Raw genomic sequence first — 19621 nt, 5'->3', positions numbered from 1 at the left:
AAGGCGCGGGAGCTCGGGGTCGCCCGGTGTTACGAGGGACCTGAGGAGTGCGCGAAGACGCGCGTCACCGGGGTCTCGGCTCTCTATGGAACGGGGAAGCCGAAGGTTGATTTCGTTCTCATGGCGTACGAGGACTCGGCTGCGGCGCAGTCGGCATACGAACCCGTCTGGAAGGCCTGGCGCGGGCAGAGCATCGAACCTCGCGAGCTGAACCTCGGGAAGATCGGGGACCAGAGGGACGCCGTGAGCGCCTTGAGTGCCTCTGGCGGGGAAGGGGCGCGGACCATGATCTCCCAGGTCCGGGTGGGCAGCGTCATCATGGTGACGGTGGGCGAGGCGGGGGCCGGCATCGATGTGCAGAGCCCACTGAAGAAGTTCGCCACCGTCTTCGCCGAACGCGCCGCACAGGCTCAGCGCGGCAAGACGCCTTCCGCCACTCTGGGCGACGTCTCCTGACGCGTCAGCACTCCCCTGCCCGGCTCGACACGGTGAAGGTGTACTTCGGCTCCTTCACCACCGCGTCGTCCCCGGACAGGCCGGGGACGACCGTCTCGATGTAGCCCTTGTGGACGCGCTTCACGTGCATGCAGAACGAGGTCCCTGACCCGCTCGCGGTGATCCGGTACCGGGCCTCGTCGGCTGTCGCGGTGCCGGTGAGTTCGGCGTCCACGCCGTCTCCGGGGGCATCGCCGCCGCCGTGCTCTGCGATCTCGTCCTCGATCGTCCTGGTGTACTCGCCGTCGAAGTCGACGGGTTCGCCGTCGTCCAGCGGACCGCCGTAGGTGTAGCTGCCGTCCAGCGCCGCCGTCGCACCGGCCACGGCGCTCTTCAGCTCGTCGTCGCTCCACTTCGAGGCGTCCTCGACGCCCAGTCCCCGCACGCCCGTCACGACGCAGCCCACCGCGACGCCGAGCAGGGCGAGGCGGGCCACGACGAAGGCCGCGTCGGGGATGTCGGGGGCGGACGGGTTGAGCGATTCGCGCCAGCCGCGGACGCGGTCCGCCTTGACGCAGGCCATCAGGAGCAGCAGGGCCGCGAGGACGAAGAGGAACACGGACAGTTTCGTCAGCATGCCGGGCCTCCGAGGCCCCTTCGGCGGCGGGCGTCCCGTATCGCGATCGCCGTGCCGCTCAGTCCCGCGGCGAGGACGAGGCCGCCGACGACCACGTAGGTGCCCAGGCGGGTGTTGCGTTCGTCGGCCGTCTCACCGAAGTGGACGGGGGCGACCGAGGGGGCCTGCGCGCCGGTGAGGTTGCGCTCGGGGCGGGGCGACTCGACGGGGTGGGCCGGGTCGACGTCGGTGAGGGCCTTGACCGGGTCGACGACGCCCCACCCGACCAGGCGGTCGTGGCCGGGGATGGTGCGTTCCGCGGTCTGCTCGATCTGGGCGACGATCTGCCGGGCCGTCCACTTCGGGTACTTGGCCTTCAGCAGGGCGGCCACTCCGGCGACGTAGGGGGCGGAGAAGCTGGTGCCGTTGTCGGAGCAGTGGCCGTTGCCGGGGACGGTGGAGATCATGTCGACACCGGGGGCGGCCACGCCCACGAAGTCGCCCGACTGGGAGAAGGGGGCGCGTTCGTTGTTGCGGTCGGAGGAGGCCACCGCGAGGACGCCTTCGTACGACGCCGGGTAGGTGACCTTGACGTTGCCGCCGAGGCCGTCGTTGCCGGCCGAGGCGACCACGACGACGTTCTGGTCGAGGGCACGCTGCACGGCCTGTTCCAGGCTCTCGTGGGGCCTCACCGCGTTGGCGGTGTCCTGGGAGATGTTGATGACGCCGGCGCCCACGTCCACGGCGTGGTCGATGGATTGCGCGAGGGTCTTCGCCGTTCCGTTGCCCTCCGCGTCGTTCTGCTTGATCGGGATGATGGTGGCCTCGGGGGCCAGGCCCACGAAGCCGGTTCCCTCGGCGGGGCGGGCGGCGATGATGCCGGCGACACGGGTGCCGTGGCCGACGGTGTCCGTCGTACCGCTGGCGTTGCCGCGTTCGATCTCCTCGCCCTTCTTGTTCTTCGGGGGCAGGAGGTTCTTGCCCTTGGAGACGTCGACGGCCTGGGTGAGCTGGGGGTTCTTGATGTCGACACCGGTGTCGATGACCGCGACCTGGACGCCCTTGCCCTTCGACTGGGCCCACAGCTCGTCGAGGTTGACGCGCTGCAGCGCCCAGGGGCGGCCCTCGTACTTCTTCGACGGGAACGTGCACTGACCGCTGTCGTCCGCCCGCGCCTCGGGGGCCGGGAGGGCGAGTTGTGTCGTCGCCGTGAGGGCGGTGGTGGCGAGCAGGGTCGCCACGACCGTGCGGGTGCGGCCCTTGGGCCTCATGTCGGCTGCCTTCAGCATCGGTTCGCTCTCCTACCGGCTTCCTACCGGGCGCCGTCCGCTACGAGCCCTGCGGCTGCCGCGCCGCCGCCTCGGACAGGCGCGGGCCGGTGGGCAGGAACCTCGACCAGGCCACGGGGACGGGCGTGGGGACGACCTTCTCGTAGCCGAGCCGGGTCTGGGCGATCTTCGCTTCGGCCAGCCGCTGCTTGCGCTGCTCGGCGGAGGTGCCGATGCCCTTGTCCTCGGTGGCGCTGTCGCTGTTGGACTGCAGCGCGTAGCGCAGGCCGGTGTCGGTGACCAGGAAGACGCTGCCGGCCTTGGTCTCCTGGCCCTGGAACTGGCGGTAGAGCTGGCCGGAGCCGGGCGTGACGTACGCGCTGGAGGAGCCGGTGGGCAGCTGCGCGGGGAAGTCGGTGCCCACCCAGGTGGACAGGGTGGTCACACCGGTCTTGGCGTTCACCGAGCGCAGCACGTTGCAGACGGTGTTGCGGCCGCTGGTGGCGCTGGAGCCGTTGTTGACCGTCTTCGGCTTGTACGCCGGCCACTTCCTGTCACCGAGGAAGGTGGTGCTGTCGACGACCGCGCCGGGGCTGACCTGCTGGGCCTCGCCGGTCTGGCCGACGGCGACGAGCTTGCCGCTGTTCAGCAGGAGGGTGGCGGTGAACTCGGTGATCTTGGCGACCTCGCCGCGCAGGACGACGTAGTACTGCATGCGCGTGCCGTCGTACGCCTTGATGACCATGCCGACCTTGTCGTACTGGCCGAGGCTGTCGGAGGCGTTCGCCGGGGCACCGGGAGTTCCGTCGATCGCCGGGATCTCCAGCGGGTCGCCCTTGTGCAGGGTGTCGAGCCAGTCCTGGGAGACGCGCTGCGGGGCGCGGCTCTGGGTGTCGAGGGCCTTGAGGAGTTCCTTGTCGTCGGGGTCTCCGAGCGGGTAGGCCCAGCCTCGGGAGTCGACGACGTACTGGCTCCTGCCGTCCGGGCCGACGACGTACATCAGGTCGCCGCCGGAGAGCTTGTTGCGGCCCTCGGTCTTCGCCCACTCCTTCTCGGCGAGCACGAACGCGGCCTTCTGGATGGCGCGGCCGCCGTCGCTCGGGCGCTCGCAGACCGCCCAGCGCTTGGCGGTCTCCGCCTCGCCCGCGGAGGGCAGCCGGTCGGGGGCGTACGGGATGCCGATGGTGGCGCCGTGCGGGGGCTTGCCGCTGTCGAGGACCTTCTCGTCGACCGTGATGATGCTGTTCTTGTCGGGGTTGAGGAGCAGTTTCGCGGACGCCATGTTGAGCACCGGGTGCAGCTGCTTCTCGCCCTTCGTCTTCAGGACGACGTAACGGGTGGTCGAGTCGCTGGCGACGATGACGTGTTCGCCCGGGGTGTCCCAGCCGCGGGGCGCGGTGGGGCTGAAGAGGCCGATGGCGCCGAACACCGCGAGGATCACCACACCGACGACCAGGCCGGGCCACACCGCGCTCAGCGGCTTCGGCGCGCCCTCCTCCGAGCCCGACGGCGAAGGCCGCAGGAACGACGCGAGTGTGCGACGCTTCGCGAAGGTGTAGGCGTTGAGTTCATCGCGGCGTGATGCCATCTGTGTCCGCTCTCTCCCCGTTGCGGAGCCCTGGGGACGGTGATAGTTCCGTCGCCCGCCCGTGGTGTGCCTCTGGTGCCTCGGTTGTCAGACCCGGCCCCTACTATGCCTGTTGCGTGGACGTGCGTGTGTCATGGGTAGGGCGCTCAGGACTCGCAGGAGCGTGTGGACAAGGGTTTTCGGCAGAGATTCGGGGGTTTTGGAGTGATGGCTTCCGCACCGCGGACCCGGTCGCGATCGCAATCGCGGTCACGATCGGGCCGATCGGGCAGCGCCGGTCCGGCGGGATCCCGCGGCCCGGCCGCCCCCGCAGGCGCTGTCACGCCGCATCTCAGGGCCCGGTCGGGGCGCGGGGGTTCGTTCGCCGTGCAGCGGCTGGTGCTGCTGGAGCTGGCGGCGGCGCTCGTGGTGTGCGGCTGGGTGATCGGGACGTACGCGCTGGTCCCGGCCGCCGTCGTCGCCGCGATCCTGGTGGTTCTGGCGCTGGTACGGCGCCGGGGGCGCTCCCTGCCCGAGTGGCTGGCCGGTGTGCAGGCGCTGCGCGCGCGCCGTCGCAAGGCCGCGAACACCCCGGTGGCGCCGGGCACCGACTCCGGTCTCGCCCCCGCCGTCGAGTGCGACCCGAGCCTGCGGACGTACAGCTACAGCCGCGGCAACGACCGTGACCAGCGCCCCGTGGGCATGGTCGGCGACGGCGGTTTCCTGACCGCGGTCCTCCAGGTGGAGGCGGACTTCGGCGCCCTGCGCGCCGAGCGCAGCCGCCGGCCGCTGCCGCTCGCCCTGGTGCGGGACGCACTGGATGTCGACGGAATCCGCCTGGAATCCGCACAGGTGGTGCTGCACACCCAGCCCGCGCCCGCGCCGCATCTGCCCCAGCAGTCGGTCGTGGTGACCAACTACACACAGCTCCAGGCTCAGAGCGCCTCCCCCGCGGTCCGCATCATGTGGATCGCGCTGAAGCTGGACCCCGAGCTGTGCCCGGAGGCCGTGGCCGCCCGCGGCGGCGGACTCGTCGGCGCCCAGAAGTGCCTGGTCCGCTCGGCGGAGCACCTGGCGAGCCGGCTGACCGGCGCCGGGTTCCGGGTCACCGTGCTCACCGAGGAGGAGGTGACGTCCGCCATCGCCACCTCCGCCTGCGCCAACCCGATGGTGACCGCCCAGGCCGGGCAGAGCGAGACGCCCCGGCGGCGGACCGAGGAGACCAGCCGCAGCTGGCGCTGCGACAACCGCAGACACACCACGTACTGGGTGCGCCGCTGGCCCCCGCTCGGCGGTTCCGGTCCCGGACTGCCGGAGCTGGTGGCGCAGTTGACCGCGGTGCCCGCGCTGGCGACGACGCTCAGTCTGACGCTGGCCCGCGGCGGACAGCGGGAGGTCTCGGTCACCGGGCACGTGCGCGTGACCGGGCGGAGCAGCACCGAGCTGGCCGCCTCCCGCCGGGAACTGGAGCGCGTGGCTCGGCAGGCGCGGACCGGGCTCGCCCGTCTGGACCGGGAGCAACTGCCCGGAGTTCTGGCCACCCTGCCGCTCGGAGGTGCCCGCTGATGGCTGCCATGTCCACTCCGACCGCCACCCCCCGCACCCCCGCCGCGGGCATCCCCTCGACGGGCGCCGACGGCACGACGCGGCCCGCCGGGTTCGCGGAGCGGCTGCGCACCGGCTTCGGGCTGCTCGGTCCCCGGCATCCGCGGCACACGCTGTCCATCGACGAGTTCGACACCCTGACGCTGCCCATCGGTGACGACGGCGTCGTCGCCGGCGTCACCGCGGAGGGGCAGCCCGCCGTGCTGGGGGTGAACCGCCCGACCCCGTACGACGTGCTGCTGATCGGCGGCCTGTGGACGGCTCAGGTGCTCGCGCTGCGCGCCGCGGCGACCGGCGCGCGGGTCGCCGTCGAGACCGGCCGCGCCCAGCACTGGGCGCAGGTCGTCCAGGCGGTCGGCGGCGGCCAGTCCGGGATGACCGTGCACGACGTGGGCCGGGTTCCTCCGCTCGGCGCCTCGGCGGGCAGCCCGGTCCTGGTCATCAGGGACTGCGGCATGCGCCCGCCGCGCGGACGCGTGGTCTCGGCGCCCTGGCAGTCGGTGCTCACCCTGCTGCCCTATCTGAGCCCGGTGGCGCCCCGGTTGATGCGGCAGGCCCGCGTGGTCGGCGTGCAGCGGGTGTCACCGGACGAGGCGGCCGAGATAGGGCGGGTCATCGGCCTGCCCCGCGCCGAGTACGAACCGCTGCCCACCCTCGCCGACGGCGTCACCCTGTGGTGTACGGACGGCGACCGCCAGTACGTGGTCACGCAGCCCACGGACGCCGAGGTCGGACTGCTGGGCGTGGCCCGCCGGATGGACTGACCGGGCCGGGACGAGGCGGCGGAACCGGCGCGGCGCCGCCCGCCGCGGCTGCCGATTCGAGGACGACCACCCCGCTTTGTTCCGGACGTGCATCAGCGGGCAGACGCGCCTGCCCTGCCCGCCCCTTTCTTGATTAGGCTGGGGCGGGGCACGCAGCGAGTACCCGGTACAGGGTGAAGCGCGTTCCGGGGGTGACTCGGGGGTGACCCGGGGGGACAGCCCATGAATCGAACGACAGCAATGGTCGCCCCAGCACGCTACGAGGGTGCTCGACCACACCAGGAGGAACTGTGAGCAGCGATCGGGACGGGATCCGCGGGGGCTGGGCGACGCCCGGCGATGACCAGCCCGACGCGGAGGCCGCCGTCGAGACGACCGGCGAGTTCACCATCGACTACGCACCGCCTGCCTGGTACACGCAGAACGCGTCGGGGGGCTCCGACGGGGCGGGATTTCCCGGGGGCTCGGGAACGTCGGGGGCCGCGGTTCCGCCTCCCGCCGCTCCAGTCGCTCCGTCCGCTCCCTCCGCTCCCCCGGTGCCGTCCGTCCCACCCACGACCGCGCCCGGCGTGACGCCCCCGGCCCACCCGACTCCGCCCGCTCCGTTCGCCGCGCCCACCCCCGCTCCCGCGCCCACGCCGCCCACGGGGAGCCCCCTGCCGCTGCCCAGGCTGCCGGAGGGCAGCGGCTTCGAGCCCCAGCAGGCCTCGCAGGCCCAGCAGCCCTCGCAGCCCGAGCCGCAGGCACCGATTCCCGCTCCGGCGGCCTCGGACGAAGACGGCTCCGGCAACGGTGACTTGGAGAGCGGCGCGACGATGCGGTTCTCCGCGGTGGCGCTGAAGCGGGAGATCGAGGAGCTGGCCGCGGCTGCCGCCGACTCCGAAGGCGAGGGCGAGGGCGAGGGCGAGGGCGAGCAGAAGGCTGCCGACGAGGACGCCGCCGCCCGCGAGGGCGCGGGCGAGGGCGCCGTCGAGGGTGACGACCAGGCCGACGCCGCTGCCGCCCCCGCCGCTGCCGCCGCCGCTGAGAACGCCGACGAGGACACCACCGCTCCGCCGGCGGACGCGGACGACGACACCACGGCCGCGAACGAGTCCGAGAGCAACGAGGAGGAGGCCACGGCCCCTTCGGCGGCCGAGCCGGAGGCGGTCCCCGCCCCTGACGCCGCTGCCGGGACCCCGGACGCCGAGGCCTCCATGGCCCCCGCCGCCGAGGACGCCGCTGCCCAGCCGGGCGAGGCCCAGGCTCAGGCCTCCGAGGGCGCCCAGCCCGCTCCCGCCGAGCCCCAGCCCTCCGCGACCGCTCCGCAGCACGCCGCCCCGCAGGACGCCGCAGCCTGGACTCCTCCGCCGGCCCAGCCGGGTGTGCCGCCGCTCCCGCCGTCGTACCAGCCCGCCGCTCCGGCGCCGGCCGCCCAGTGGCCCGCGCAGCACCAGGGCCGGCCGCAGCCCTCGGCCGTCCCGGGCCAGCCGTCCTACCCCCAGCAGCCCTACCCCCAGCAGCCCGGCCAACCGGGGCAGCCGCAGCCGCCGTTCCAGCCGCAGGCGCCCCAGCCCGCGCCCGCCGCCTGGAGCCAGGCGCCCGCGCCGGACCAGGCCGCCCCCGCCGCTCCCATGCCCCCGGCGCAGCCCGGCTACGGCTTCCCGCAGCCCGGTATGCCCCCGGCCCAGGGGGGCTACGGCTTCCCCCACCCGAACGGCACGCCCGCCCCGCCCGCCCCCAACGCGCAAGGCGGGTACGGCTTCCCGCAGCCGCAGCCCGGCGGTTACGGCTTCCCACAGCAGCCGCAGCCGCAGGGCCGGCAGCCCGTTCAGGGCCAGCCGCCGGTGCAGTCCGAGCACCCGCAGAACCCGCAGACCGCCCAGAACCCGCAGACCGCCCAGAACCCGCAGAGCCCTCAGACTCCCCCGCACCAGGCGGCCCCGCAGCCCCAACCCCCGTTCGCGCAACCGCCGTTCGCCCAGCCCCCCGTCGACCCCCGCTCCGGTGCCGCGTGGCCGCAGCCGGTGCAGCACGACCAGCGGCAGCCCACCAACCCCGGCGCGGCGCCGCTCGGTTACACGGCGGCCGTGGAGCTGTCCTCCGACCGGCTGCTCAACAGCAGGAAGCAGAAGGCGAAGAGCAGCCGTCCGACGGCCGGCGGCGGCCGGTTCAAGCTGGGCGGGAAGAAGGAGGAGGCCGAGCGGCAGCGCAAGCTGGAGCTGATCCGCACCCCGGTGCTGTCCTGCTACCGCATCGCGGTCATCAGCCTGAAGGGCGGCGTCGGCAAGACCACCACGACCACCGCGCTGGGGTCCACGCTGGCCATCGAGCGGCAGGACAAGATCCTCGCCATCGACGCCAACCCGGACGCCGGTACGCTCGGCCGCCGGGTGCGCCGCGAGACCGGGGCCACGATCCGTGACCTCGTCCAGGCGATCCCGTACCTCAACTCGTACATGGACATCCGGCGGTTCACCTCGCAGGCCCCCTCCGGCCTGGAGATCATCGCCAACGACGTCGACCCGGCCGTCTCCACGACGTTCAACGACGAGGACTACCGGCGCGCGATCGACGTCCTCGGCCGGCAGTATCCGATCATCCTCACCGACTCGGGCACCGGTCTGCTCTACAGCGCCATGCGCGGGGTGCTCGACCTCGCCGACCAGCTCATCATCATCTCCACTCCGTCCGTCGACGGCGCGAGCAGCGCGAGCACCACCCTGGACTGGCTGTCCGCGCACGGGTACGCCGACCTGGTGTCCCGCTCGATCACCGTCATCTCCGGTGTCCGCGAGACCGGCAAAATGATCAAGGTCGAGGACATCGTGGCGCACTTCGAGACCCGCTGCCGGGGCGTGGTGGTCGTGCCCTTCGACGAGCATCTGGCCGCCGGTGCCGAGGTCGACCTCGACATGATGCGGCCTAAGGTGCGCGAGGCGTACTTCAACCTCGCGGCCATGGTCGCCGAGGACTTCGCCCGCCACCAGCAGGCGCAGGGCCTGTGGACCAGCGACGGCAACCCGCCCCCCGTGGCGGCCCCGCCGATGCCCGGCCAGCCGATGCCGGGCCAGCCGTTCCCCGGGCAGCCGTTCCCCGGCCAGCCCGTGCCGGACCAGCCGATCCCGGGCCAGCCGCCGGTGCCCGGCCAGCCGATGCCCGGCGCCCAGCCCGGCCAGTACGCCCACCCCGGCCAGCAGCCCTACGCCCCGGCCCAGCCCTACGCCCACCCGGGGCAGCCGGGACACCCCGGCCAGCAGCCCTATCCCCAGCAGCCCGGCCAGCCGTACCCGCACCAGCCGGGCTACCCCCAGCCGGGCCAGCAGCCGGGGCACCCGGGCCAGCCGGGGCACCCGGGCCAGTCAGGCCAGCCGGGGCACCCGGAGCAGCCGGGCGGACCTGAGGCTCCGCCCCAGCAGTAGCCCGCCCCTCCCCCGCTCATGACAAAGGCGGCCGGTGCCCCCAGGCACCGGCCGCCTGCACGTCCCAGGTCCGGCTACTCGGCGGTCTCCGCCGCAGACACCAGCTCCCTGCACCGCTGCACGTCCTTCGCCATCTGCTCCAGCAGAGCGTCCAGCGTCTCGAACTTCGCCTGTCCGCGGACGAAGGCGAGGAAGTCGACGGCGACATGGAGGCCGTACAGATCGAGGCCCTCGCGGTCGATGGCGTACGCCTCCACCGTGCGCTCGGTGCCGTCGAACTGCGGGTTGGTACCGACGGAGATGGCGGCCGGCATCGCCTCGCCCTGGGCGTGCAGCCAGCCGGCGTAGACGCCGTCGGCGGGGATCGCGGTGTGCGGCAGGGTCTCCACGTTGGCCGTCGGGAAGCCGAGTTCGCGGCCGCGCTGGGCGCCGCGTACCACGATGCCCTCGACGCGGTGCGGCCGGCCGAGGATCTCGGCTGCGCCCGCCACATCGCCCTCGGCGACGAGCCGCCGGGTCAGGGTGGAGGAGAACGGCTCGCCGCCGCCCGCCTCTCCGGTGACGTACAGATCGACGACCTCGACCTCGAAGTCGTAGGTCTTGCCCTGCTCGGCGAGGAACGCGACATCGCCCGCGGCGCGGTGGCCGAAGCGGAAGTTGGGGCCCTCGACGACTGCCCTGGCGTGCAGCTTGTCGACCAGGACCTTGACCACGAAGTCGGCCGCGGACAGCTTCGAGAACTCGGTGGTGAACGGCAGGATCAGCACCGCGTCCACGCCCAGCTCCGCCATCAGTTCGCAGCGGCGGTGGTGCGGGGCGAGCAGCGGCGGGTGGCTGCCGGGGCGGACGACCTCGCTGGGGTGCGGGTCGAAGGTGACCACGACGGCGGGCACGCCCAGCTCGCGGGCGCGTTCCACGGCGTGCCGGATGATCAGCTGGTGTCCGCGGTGGACTCCGTCGTAGGAGCCGATGGTGACGACGCTGCGCCCCCAGTCCTGGGGGATGTCCTCCAAGCCACGCCAGCGCTGCACTGTGACCGCTCCTCGAACCCGTGTCTGACTCTTACGGATGCCTCTTACGCAGGTCTAAGGGTGCCATGCCGGGTGCCCGCCGCCCGCATCGGCATGGTCCCTGTGACCCGTCGCACCCGGCACGGCACGGATCGCCGCACCCGGCGGGACACGGATCGCCGCACCCCGCGGCGTGCGCCGTGCGCTCACGCGGGCACCCGTACGCCCGCCAGATGCTCCAGCGTCCGGCGGGTGCTCGGGCCGACGAGCGCGGCCCAGTCACCGGGCGCCCCGGCCAGCCAGCCGGCCATGCGCGCGGCGAATCCGGGCACCTCACGGGCCAGGTCGACCAGGCACCGGTCGTAGCGGGTCGCCCCGGCGGGGGTGCGCACCAGCCGCACGCCGAGGCCGTGGACCAGCTCGCGCAGATCGTTCGGGGCCTGCCGGGCGGCGGCCCGCAGCAGCACCTCCAGGACGGCCGGATCGCGCTCCTCGGCCAGTAGGAGGTCGCGCAGCTCGCGGCGCGGGGCCCCGGGAGCGGCCAGTACGGCGGCGAGGGCGGCCCGCAGCGGGCCGGGACCGCCGTCGAGCAGTTCGGTGACCAGCGGGATCACCAGGGCGCGGGCGGCCGGCCCGGCCTCCAGCCGGTGGTCGGCGTACGTGGCGACGGGCCCGGCGAGGTCCGGGCGCAGGGTCACGGTCTCGCGGACCAGGGCGGCGACCGGGCGGACCAGGTCGGGGGGTGCGGCGTCCGCGAGGGCGGGCAGCAGTTCGGCGCCGCCGCCGGGGCGGTCCTGCGGCTCGGCGGCGCCGTCGGCGCGCAGGAGCCGGGCGCGGAAGGCCTCGAGGACCGGCTCGGGGTGGGTGGGCAGAGCGGCGGCCAGGGCGCTCGGCGGAAGGTGCGGGTCGCCCGCGCGGAAGAGGTCGAGGGCTCTCGGGAGGTGGTGGGCGCGGGTGCGGGGGTCCCGGACGAGCAGCCCGAGCGCGCCGCCGTGCAGGGTGCCGTCGCCGGGGCGGGCGAGCAGCGCGAGGGCGGCGTAGCGCAGCAGCTCGCGGTCGGCCTCGTCGTGGACGTGGGGCGCGGCGCGCAGCCCGTACGTCACCGCGGCCAGCCGCCGCGCGGGCCGCTCGTCGCGCGCCCAGCGGTCCACGGCCCGGCAGACGGCCGTCGGTTCCTCCTCGGCGAGCACGGCCAGGAGTTCGCCGGCGCGTTCGTGCCCGCTGTCGGCCAGGACGTCGGTCAGGTCGTCCAGGGCCCGGTGCCGATGGGTGTGCAGGAGGGCCTGCGCGGCCGCCGCCACGGTGGCGTGCGGCGTCGCGGGCAGCGGACGCTCGTCGTCGAACCAGCGCACGAGCCGTCGCTGTACGGCGGTGGGGGCGGCGGCGAGGAGCCGCGCGACGGCGTCCAGGTAGCGGGGTCCGGGGACGGCGTGCGGGGCGGGGTCGGCGAGGACCAGGCGGCGCAGCAGGTCGAGGCGCTCGCCGACCGGCAGCCGCAGCCCGGCCCAGAAACCTGGCCCGAACGCGTCGGGAACGGGACGCAGTTGGCGTTTCCAGTCGACGACGCTGTCGGCGAGCAGCCGCAGCACGGGGAGGTAGGGGATGGCGTCGGGGACGCGCCGCAGCGTCTCGGTGAGCAGCCGGGCGGCCCACCAGGAGTGCGGGTCGACGTCCAGGGCGTGCGCCAACTCGGCCAGTCGGCGGGCGAGTCGCGAGGTGCCCTGGTGCCGGGCGACGAACAGCAGGGCCTGCGCGACCGGGCCGATGCGGTGGTGCGGGACGGCCGGCGGAGCGGCCGGCCCGGGCGTGCCCGGACGGTGGACCAGGGCGCGCAGGGCCTCGTCGAGGTCGAGGTGCATGCCCTGGATCCAGTCGGCGAACTCCTCGTGGGCGAAGCGGTAGCCGTCGCCCGCGGGCACCAGCAGGCCCTCGGCGAGGACGGCGGAGGCCCAGCCGGTGCCGCCGCCGAGCCGGGCGGAGGCGGGTCCCCGGGGGAAGACCGCCTCGAACGCCTGGCGGTCCAGTTCGCCCTGGGCGGGGCCGAGGCTGCGGCGGGCGGCCTCGTGCACCTGGCCGGAGACCTTGGCGGCCAGCCGGCGCACGGCGGCGCCGCGCAGACCGTTCCCGGCGGCCAGCCGCTCGGCGACGCGCAGGCACATCAGGTCCAGGTAGGCGGAGAAGACGTCGTGGTGGTCGAGGGGGACGGCGCAGGGCGCGCCGGGGACGGCGGCGCGGACCTCGGCGAGCAGCCGGAGGGTGAGCGGGTGCCGGACGTCGGGTTCGGCGAGCACGGTGTCGGCGATGCCGTAGCGGGCACGGGCCTGCCGGGCCTCCGCGTCGGTGAGGTCGCCGAGGGGGACACAGGGCGGCAGACCGGGCGTCGGCGTCTCCCCCATGGGCGGCGCGCCGGTCGCAGGCGCGTACGACAGCTCCCGCGCCGCGGGGACGCCTGCCCCCGGCGCGTACGGGGTCTCCCCCGCCCCAGGCGCGCTGCCCCCGGAAGCGGCGGCCACAGGCGCAGCCACCCCGGGCGCACGGTCACCGAGGACCCCCGCCACACCCGGGCCCGCCACAGACGCCCCCGCCACACCCGCATCCCCATCCGCACCGGCACCCGCACCCGCACCCGCACCCGCACCCGCACCCGCCACGGACGCCCCCACCCCGGGTGTCCCCGCCGCAGGGGCGTACAGCAGCTCGGCCGGGAACTCCGCGCCCGCCGTCTCCCAGTACTCCGCCCGGCACGCCACCACCAGCCGCGCCCCGGCCTCCCGCAGCCAGCTCGCCGTGCCCTCGGTCCAGGCGGGCAGGCGGTGGGCGAGAGGCGGCGGCATCTCCTCCGGGCCGTCGAGCAGGAGCAGCAGGGGGCGCCCCGCGCCGCCGGCGGTGCGGGCCAGCCGCTCGGGGGTGAGGCAGGTCAGGGGCGCGGGCCGGGGGCCGGACGTGGCGACGACCCGCGCGGCACGGTCCAGGGCGCGACGGGCGGCGTCGGCGATCGAGGTGTCGTCGCCCTGGAGGTCGGCGCCGCGCAGCCACAGTGTGGGCGCCGGTTCGGCACCCCGGGCACGGCGGGCGGCGAGGGCCGCGAGTTCCGTCGTACGACCGCTGCCGGGCGGGCCGACGAGGGCGAGCACCGGGGCCGGACCGTGGGTGAAGGCGTCGAAGTGCCGTGCGATCGCCCGGCGCTCGACCGGCTCGGCTCCGGCCGGTCCCGCGGGCCCGGTCCTCCCGGCGGACCCGTCCAGCACCCCGGGCGGGCCGTCCTGCCCCAGCGAGACGGCGGTCAGCTCCAGGACTCCCGCGAGGTTCAGATCGGCGCCGTAGGCGGGCACGGTCGCCGCGTTGCGGGCCAGCAGGTCGGCCAGCGGGCCGTCGGCGGCGGGCCGCAGGGACATGGCGAAGCCGCTGTCGCGCTGTCCGGACCGCAGGGCCGTGCCGACCACGGCGACCACGGCGCCGGTCGCGGTGTCCAGCACCGGTCCTCCGGCCGCCCCGCCGCCCAGCCGCAGCGCGTCCCGGCCCGCGGTGCCGATGGCCAGTTCCAGGGCGTCGCCGAACCGGTGGACGCGGTCGGTGGCGGTGTACGTCACCTCGGTCGCGCCCAGCACCCGGGCCTCACGTCGGCAGCCGGCGACGATCCGGACGTAGGCGCCGGTCTCGACGCGGTTCCGTGCGGTGAGCGGGAGCGGGTCGACGCCGAGGCCTTCGGTGCGGACGAGGGCCAGGTTCCGTTCGGGCAGCGGGGTCACCGCGTCGGCGGTCACCACGCAGCTGCGGTCGCCGGTGGCGGTGCGCAGGACGAGCCGCGGCAGTCCGTCGACGGTCTCGTGGCTGGTCAGCACCGTGCCGTCGTGGTCGGCGACGACGCCCAGGCCGCGCGGGCGCCCGGCGAGGTCATGGACGCGGACGAGGCCGTCGCCGAGGCGCGGGGGTGGCGGCGGTGCGTCGTGGGGGACGTCCGTGCGCACCGGACGCCGCTCGTCGTACGCGTGCGGCAGGAGTCCGTCGCCGCGCCCGTCGTGCGGCGGGAGTCCGTCGCCGCGCCCGTCGTGCGGCGGGAGTCCGTCCCGCCGGCCCCGTGCCGCCATGGTCGAACCTCCCCGCCGTGCCTGTACCCCTGGGTCCGACGGTAGGGGCCGGATGATCAGTGGGACAGCTCGCGAGGCAAACGCGCCCCCTTGCGCTCCCTCGGTTCACTCCGAGCGCCTGCCCGGACGGGTGACCGAAGGGCGACCGGTGGATACACCCTAGGGGGAACCGAGGGGGGACCGTGGAGCGGCGGCTGTGCCACACCCCGTGACCGCCGCCGCTCCACGGGCAGGCTCCCGTGGGGCCGGTCAGCCGAAGACGGCCAGGCTCTTCGCCTTGCCCCGGTGCTCCTCGACCAGGGCCAGGAAGCGGCCCTCGGGGTCGAAGACGGCCACCGCGCCGGCGCCGGCGTACTCCTCGGGCATCTCCAGCCGGACACCGTTGGTGAGCAGCCGGGCCCGCTTGGCGTCCACGTTCCAGCGCGGGAACGCGGCCGTGGCGGCCTCGGCGATCGGCATCACGGTCAGCTCCCGCTGGAGCTGGTCGAGCGTCTTCGCCGCGTCCAGCCTGTACGGCCCGACACGGGTCCGGCGCAGCGCCGTGAGGTGGCCGCCGACGCCCAGGCCGGCGCCCAGGTCGCGGGCGAGGGCGCGGATGTAGGTGCCGGAGGAGCAGACCACCGACACCACCAGGTCGAGCACGGGCGTGCCGTCCTCGGCGACGGCGTCCCGGACGTCGTACACCGCGAACGACTGGACGGTGACCGGGCGGGCGGGGATGTCGAACTCCTCGCCCTCACGGGCCCGCTTGTACGAGCGCACGCCGTTGATCTTGATGGCGCTCACCTTGGACGGCACCTGCATGATGTCGCCGGTCAGCTTGGCGATGCCGGCGTCGATGGCGTCCCGGGTCACCTGTGAGGCGTCCGTGACGGAGGTGATCTCGCCCTCGGCGTCGTCCGTGACCGTGGTCTGGCCCAGGCGGATGGTGCCCAGGTACTCCTTCTCCGTCAGGGCGAGATGCCCGAGGAGCTTGGTGGCGCGCTCCACGCCGAGGACGAGGACGCCCGTCGCCATGGGGTCGAGGGTCCCGGCGTGTCCGACCCGCCGGGTCTTCGCGATGCCGCGCATCTTGGCCACGACGTCGTGCGAAGTGAAGCCCGACGGCTTGTCGACGATGACCAGGCCGTCGGGCGGGGTGGGCTTGCGGTTCATTCGGCGATGTCGTCCTCGTCGTCGCCCGGCTTCTTGTACGGGTCGGCCCCGGCGGCGTACTGCGCGCCGGAGGCGGCCTCACGCACCTTCTCGTCGGACTGGCGCGCCTTGTCGAGGAGGTCATCGATGGTGCGGGCGGTGTCCGGCAGGGCGTCGGGGACGAAGGTCAGGGTCGGGGTGAACTTCACCCCGGCCGCCCTGCCGACCTCGGAGCGCAGGATGCCCTTGGCGCTCTCCAGTCCGGCCGCGGCGGCCTGGCGCTCCTCCTCGTCCCCGTACACGGTGTAGAAGACGGTCGCCTCCCGCAGATCGCCCGTCACCCGCGTGTCCGTGATGGTGACGTGCGAGCCGAGCCGCGGGTCCTTGATCCCGCGCTGCAGCTTCTGGGCCACCACCTCTCGGATGAGGTCCGCCAGCCTCTTAGCCCGCGCGTTGTCGGCCACTGGTCCGTCTCCCGTTCTTTCTTCTTCTTACGTTCTCTGGCTGGGTCGCCGATCGTCGTACTGTCAGTCGTCGTCCCCGTGGAAGCGCCGCCGTACCGACAGCAGTTCCACCTCGGGGCGGCCGGCGACCAGCCGTTCGCACCGGTCCAGTACGTCGGTGAGGTGCCCCGCGTCGCCGGACACCACGGCCAGGCCGATCACGGCCCGCCGATGGAGGTCCATATGGTCCACCTCGGCCGCGCTCACCGCGTACTTGCGCTGGAGCTCGGCGACGATCGGACGGACGACGGAGCGCTTCTCCTTCAGCGACCGTACGTCGCCGAGGAGCAGGTCGAAGGACAGCGTCCCCACATACATGTGTAACCGGTTCACCCGCCGGTACGGGATCGATGGCCCTGCCGTTCGGGCAGGGACACCAAGAACGGTACCCCGCCCCGGGCGGGGGCTCGACCGGATTTGCCGGGGGCTGCGCCCCCGGCTCCCCGCACCCCCTGAGGGGCAAGCCGCAGTGGCCGACAGGATGGATGTCCTGTCGGCCACTGTCAGGCGTCAGCCGTTACGCGCGCGGCTTCTCGCGCATCTCGTACGTCGCGATGACGTCGTCGACCTTGATGTCGTTGAAGTTGCCGAGGTTGATACCACCCTCGTAGCCTTCGCGGATCTCGGTGACGTCGTCCTTGAAGCGACGCAGACCCTCGATGTTGAGGTTCTCCGCGACCACCTTGCCGTCGCGGATGAGGCGCGCCTTGGTGTTCCGCTTGACCTCGCCGGAGCGGATGAGAACACCCGCGATGTTGCCCAGCTTGGACGACTTGAAGACCTCGCGGATCTCCGCCGTGCCCAGCTCGACCTCTTCGTACTCCGGCTTGAGCATGCCCTTGAGGGCCGCCTCGATCTCCTCGATCGCCTGGTAGATGACCGAGTAGTACCGGACGTCCACGCCCTCGCGCTCGGCCATCTGCGCCGCGCGGCCGGCCGCGCGGACGTTGAAGCCGATGACGATGGCGTCGGAGCCCATGGCCAGGTCGATGTCGGACTCCGTGACCGCACCGACACCGCGGTGCAGGACGCGGATGTCGACCTCTTCGCCGACGTCCAGCTGGAGCAGCGAGGACTCGAGGGCCTCGACCGAACCGGAAGCGTCACCCTTGATGATCAGGTTCAGCTGCTGGATCTCGCCGGCCTTGAGCACCTTGTCCAGGTCCTCGAGGGAGACGCGGCGCGTGCGCTTCGCGAAGGCCGCGTTGCGCTCGCGGGCGGCGCGCTTCTCGGCGATCTGACGGGCCGTACGGTCCTCGTCGACCACCAGGAAGTTGTCGCCCGCGCCCGGGACGTTGGTCAGGCCCAGGACCTGGACCGGCGTCGACGGGCCGGCCTCGGCGACGTTGTTGCCGTTGTCGTCGAGCATGGCGCGCACACGACCGTAGGCGTCGCCCACGACCATCGTGTCGCCGACCCGCAGCGTGCCTCGCTGGACGAGGACCGTCGCCACGGCACCGCGGCCGCGGTCGAGACGGGACTCGATCGAGATGCCCTGCGCGTCCTGGTTCGGGTTGGCCCGCAGGTCGAGCGAGGCGTCGGCCGTGAGGATCACGGCCTCCAGCAGCGAGTCGATGTGCAGACCCTGCTTGGCGGAGATGTCGACGAACATCGTGTCGCCGCCGTACTCCTCGGCCACCAGGCCGTACTCGGTCAGCTGACCGCGCACCTTGGTCGGGTCGGCACCCTCGACGTCGATCTTGTTGACCGCGACCACGATCGGCACGTCGGCCGCCTTGGCGTGGTTGAGCGCCTCGACGGTCTGGGGCATCACGCCGTCGTTCGCCGCGACCACGAGGATCGCGATGTCGGTCGACTTCGCACCGCGGGCACGCATGGCGGTGAACGCCTCGTGACCCGGGGTGTCGATGAAGGTGATCTTGCGCTCTTCGTCGTTGACCTGGGTCGCGACCTGGTAGGCACCGATGTGCTGGGTGATGCCGCCGGCCTCGCCCGCGATGACGTTGGTCTTGCGGATGGCGTCGAGCAGGCGGGTCTTACCGTGGTCGACGTGACCCATGACGGTCACGACCGGCGGACGGACGACCAGGTCCTCCTCGGAGCCCTCGTCCTCACCGAACTCGATGTCGAAGGACTCGAGCAGCTCACGGTCCTCCTCCTCCGGGCTGACGATCTGAACCGTGTAGTTCATCTCGTCCGCGAGGAGCTGGAGGGTCTCGTCGGAGACGGACTGGGTCGCGGTGACCATCTCGCCGAGGTTCATCATGACCGCGACGAGCGACGCCGGGTTGGCGTTGATCTTCTCCGCGAAGTCGGTGAGCGACGCGCCGCGGGAGAGACGGATGGTCTCGCCGTTGCCGCGCGGCAGCATCACGCCGCCGACGCTCGGGGCCTGCATGGCCTCGTACTCCTGGCGACGCTGCCGCTTCGACTTGCGGCCCCGACGCGCGGGACCACCGGGACGGCCGAAGGCGCCCTGCGTGCCACCGCGGCCACCGGGACCACCGGGACGGCCGCCGAAGCCGGGACGGCCACCGCCGCCACCGCCGGGACCACCCGGACGGCCGGCGAAACCGCCACCGCCACCACCGGGACCGGCGGGACGGCCGGCGAAACCGCCGCCGCCGCCACCCGGACGACCGGCGAAGCCGCCACCCGGACGACCTCCGCCGCCACCGGGACGACCGCCGCCACCGGGACCGCGGCCGCCGGGGCCACCGCCGCCCGGACGCGGGCCGGCAGCCGGACGCTGCGGCATCATGCCGGGGTTCGGACGCGGGCCGGCGGGGCCGCCGCCGGGACGGGGACCGCCCTGCGGACGCGGCATCGAGCCCGGGGTCGGACGGGCACCGCCCGGACCCTGCGGACGCGGACCGCCGCCCTGGGCGCCGGGCGCCTGCGGACGGGGACCGGCACCGGGAGCACCCGGGCCGCCGTGGCCCGCGGCCGGCCGGGGCGCGCCCTGCGGACGGGGCGCCTGCGGGCGCGCCATGCCGGCGTTGCCGCCGGAGGTGAAGGGGTTGTTGCCCGGGCGCGGACCGGACGGACGGGCGCCCGGACGGGACGCCTGGCCGCCGGGACGACCGCCCTGGGCGGCGGCGGGACGCTGACCGCCCTGGGCGGCGGCGGGACGCTGACCGCCCTGCTGCCGGTCCTGGCCGGACGCGGCGGGACGGGCCGCCGCGGGCTTCGGGGCACCCGGACGGGGACCGCCGGGCTTGGGCGCGTTGGACGGGGCCGGAGCCGACGGCGGAGCGGTGAACTCCGGG

At 74.1% G+C, this 19621-nt stretch carries 13 protein-coding genes; 4 read left to right on the top strand and 9 right to left on the bottom strand.

Annotated features, from left to right (window positions below):
- A partial coding sequence (locus VE614_RS02935; RefSeq protein ID WP_324931431.1) for a hypothetical protein occupies window positions 1-456 on the top strand: 456 nt, incomplete at its 5' end.
- 4 nt (window positions 457-460) lie between these two features.
- On the opposite strand, the gene VE614_RS02930 is transcribed toward VE614_RS02935, so the two are convergent.
- Genes VE614_RS02930 through eccB form a run of 3 tightly spaced genes read right to left on the bottom strand, consistent with a single transcriptional unit; the run spans window position 461 to window position 3907 of the window.
- Window positions 461-1072 (bottom strand): hypothetical protein, encoded by a 612-nt coding sequence (locus VE614_RS02930; protein ID WP_324931428.1) that lies wholly within the window; start codon window positions 1070-1072, stop codon window positions 461-463.
- A complete protein-coding gene (gene mycP, locus VE614_RS02925; protein ID WP_324931425.1) occupies window positions 1066-2340 on the bottom strand; it encodes a type VII secretion-associated serine protease mycosin in 1275 nt (424 codons plus the stop codon). The genes VE614_RS02930 and mycP overlap by 7 nt, the downstream gene beginning before the upstream one ends.
- A gap of 40 nt (window positions 2341-2380) precedes the next feature.
- Window positions 2381-3907, bottom strand: coding sequence for a type VII secretion protein EccB (gene eccB, locus VE614_RS02920; protein WP_324931422.1), 1527 nt, complete (start codon window positions 3905-3907; stop codon window positions 2381-2383).
- Between the two features lie 207 nt (window positions 3908-4114).
- Between eccB and eccE the strand changes: the two genes are divergently transcribed.
- The 3 genes from eccE (at window position 4115) to VE614_RS02905 (ending at window position 9656) form a co-directional block, all read left to right on the top strand.
- Window positions 4115-5452 carry a type VII secretion protein EccE gene (gene eccE, locus VE614_RS02915; RefSeq protein WP_324931419.1) on the top strand — a complete coding sequence of 446 codons (1338 nt, stop codon included), beginning with the start codon at window positions 4115-4117 and terminating at the stop codon, window positions 5450-5452.
- Entirely contained in the window at window positions 5452-6255 is an 804-nt protein-coding gene (locus VE614_RS02910; protein ID WP_324931415.1) for a hypothetical protein, read from the top strand. The genes eccE and VE614_RS02910 overlap by 1 nt, the downstream gene beginning before the upstream one ends.
- Window positions 6256-6545: 290 nt before the next feature.
- Window positions 6546-9656 carry an SCO5717 family growth-regulating ATPase gene (locus VE614_RS02905; protein WP_324931412.1) on the top strand — a complete coding sequence of 1037 codons (3111 nt, stop codon included), beginning with the start codon at window positions 6546-6548 and terminating at the stop codon, window positions 9654-9656.
- Between the two features lie 74 nt (window positions 9657-9730).
- On the opposite strand, the gene VE614_RS02900 is transcribed toward VE614_RS02905, so the two are convergent.
- From VE614_RS02900 to infB, 6 genes are all read right to left on the bottom strand, one after another.
- The gene (locus VE614_RS02900) at window positions 9731-10687 is read right to left on the bottom strand and encodes a bifunctional riboflavin kinase/FAD synthetase (protein WP_324931409.1); all 957 of its coding nucleotides are present in this window, start codon (window positions 10685-10687) and stop codon (window positions 9731-9733) included.
- Window positions 10688-10872: 185 nt separating this feature from the next.
- Window positions 10873-14754, bottom strand: coding sequence for a trypsin-like peptidase domain-containing protein (locus tag VE614_RS02895; protein ID WP_324931406.1), 3882 nt, complete (start codon window positions 14752-14754; stop codon window positions 10873-10875).
- A gap of 249 nt (window positions 14755-15003) precedes the next feature.
- Window positions 15004-15909, bottom strand: a complete 906-nt coding sequence (truB, locus tag VE614_RS02890) for a tRNA pseudouridine(55) synthase TruB (RefSeq protein ID WP_324931404.1) — start codon at window positions 15907-15909, stop codon at window positions 15004-15006.
- Entirely contained in the window at window positions 15906-16352 is a 447-nt protein-coding gene (gene rbfA / locus VE614_RS02885) for a 30S ribosome-binding factor RbfA (RefSeq protein WP_324931402.1), read from the bottom strand. The genes truB and rbfA overlap by 4 nt, the downstream gene beginning before the upstream one ends.
- 63 nt (window positions 16353-16415) lie before the next feature.
- Complete coding sequence (locus VE614_RS02880) at window positions 16416-16709, bottom strand: DUF503 domain-containing protein (protein WP_086173326.1); 294 nt, start codon at window positions 16707-16709, stop codon at window positions 16416-16418.
- 199 nt (window positions 16710-16908) lie between these two features.
- Window positions 16909-19621: translation initiation factor IF-2 (gene infB / locus VE614_RS02875; protein ID WP_324931399.1), on the bottom strand; the 2713-nt coding region annotated here is incomplete at its 5' end.

The sequence above is a fragment of the Streptomyces sp. genome (assembly GCF_035645055.1).
In the GTDB taxonomy this organism is placed as follows: Bacteria; Actinomycetota; Actinomycetes; order Streptomycetales; family Streptomycetaceae; genus Streptomyces.
Note: the sequence above shows the minus strand (reverse complement) of the source record. Positions and strands in the feature narration are given on the sequence as shown.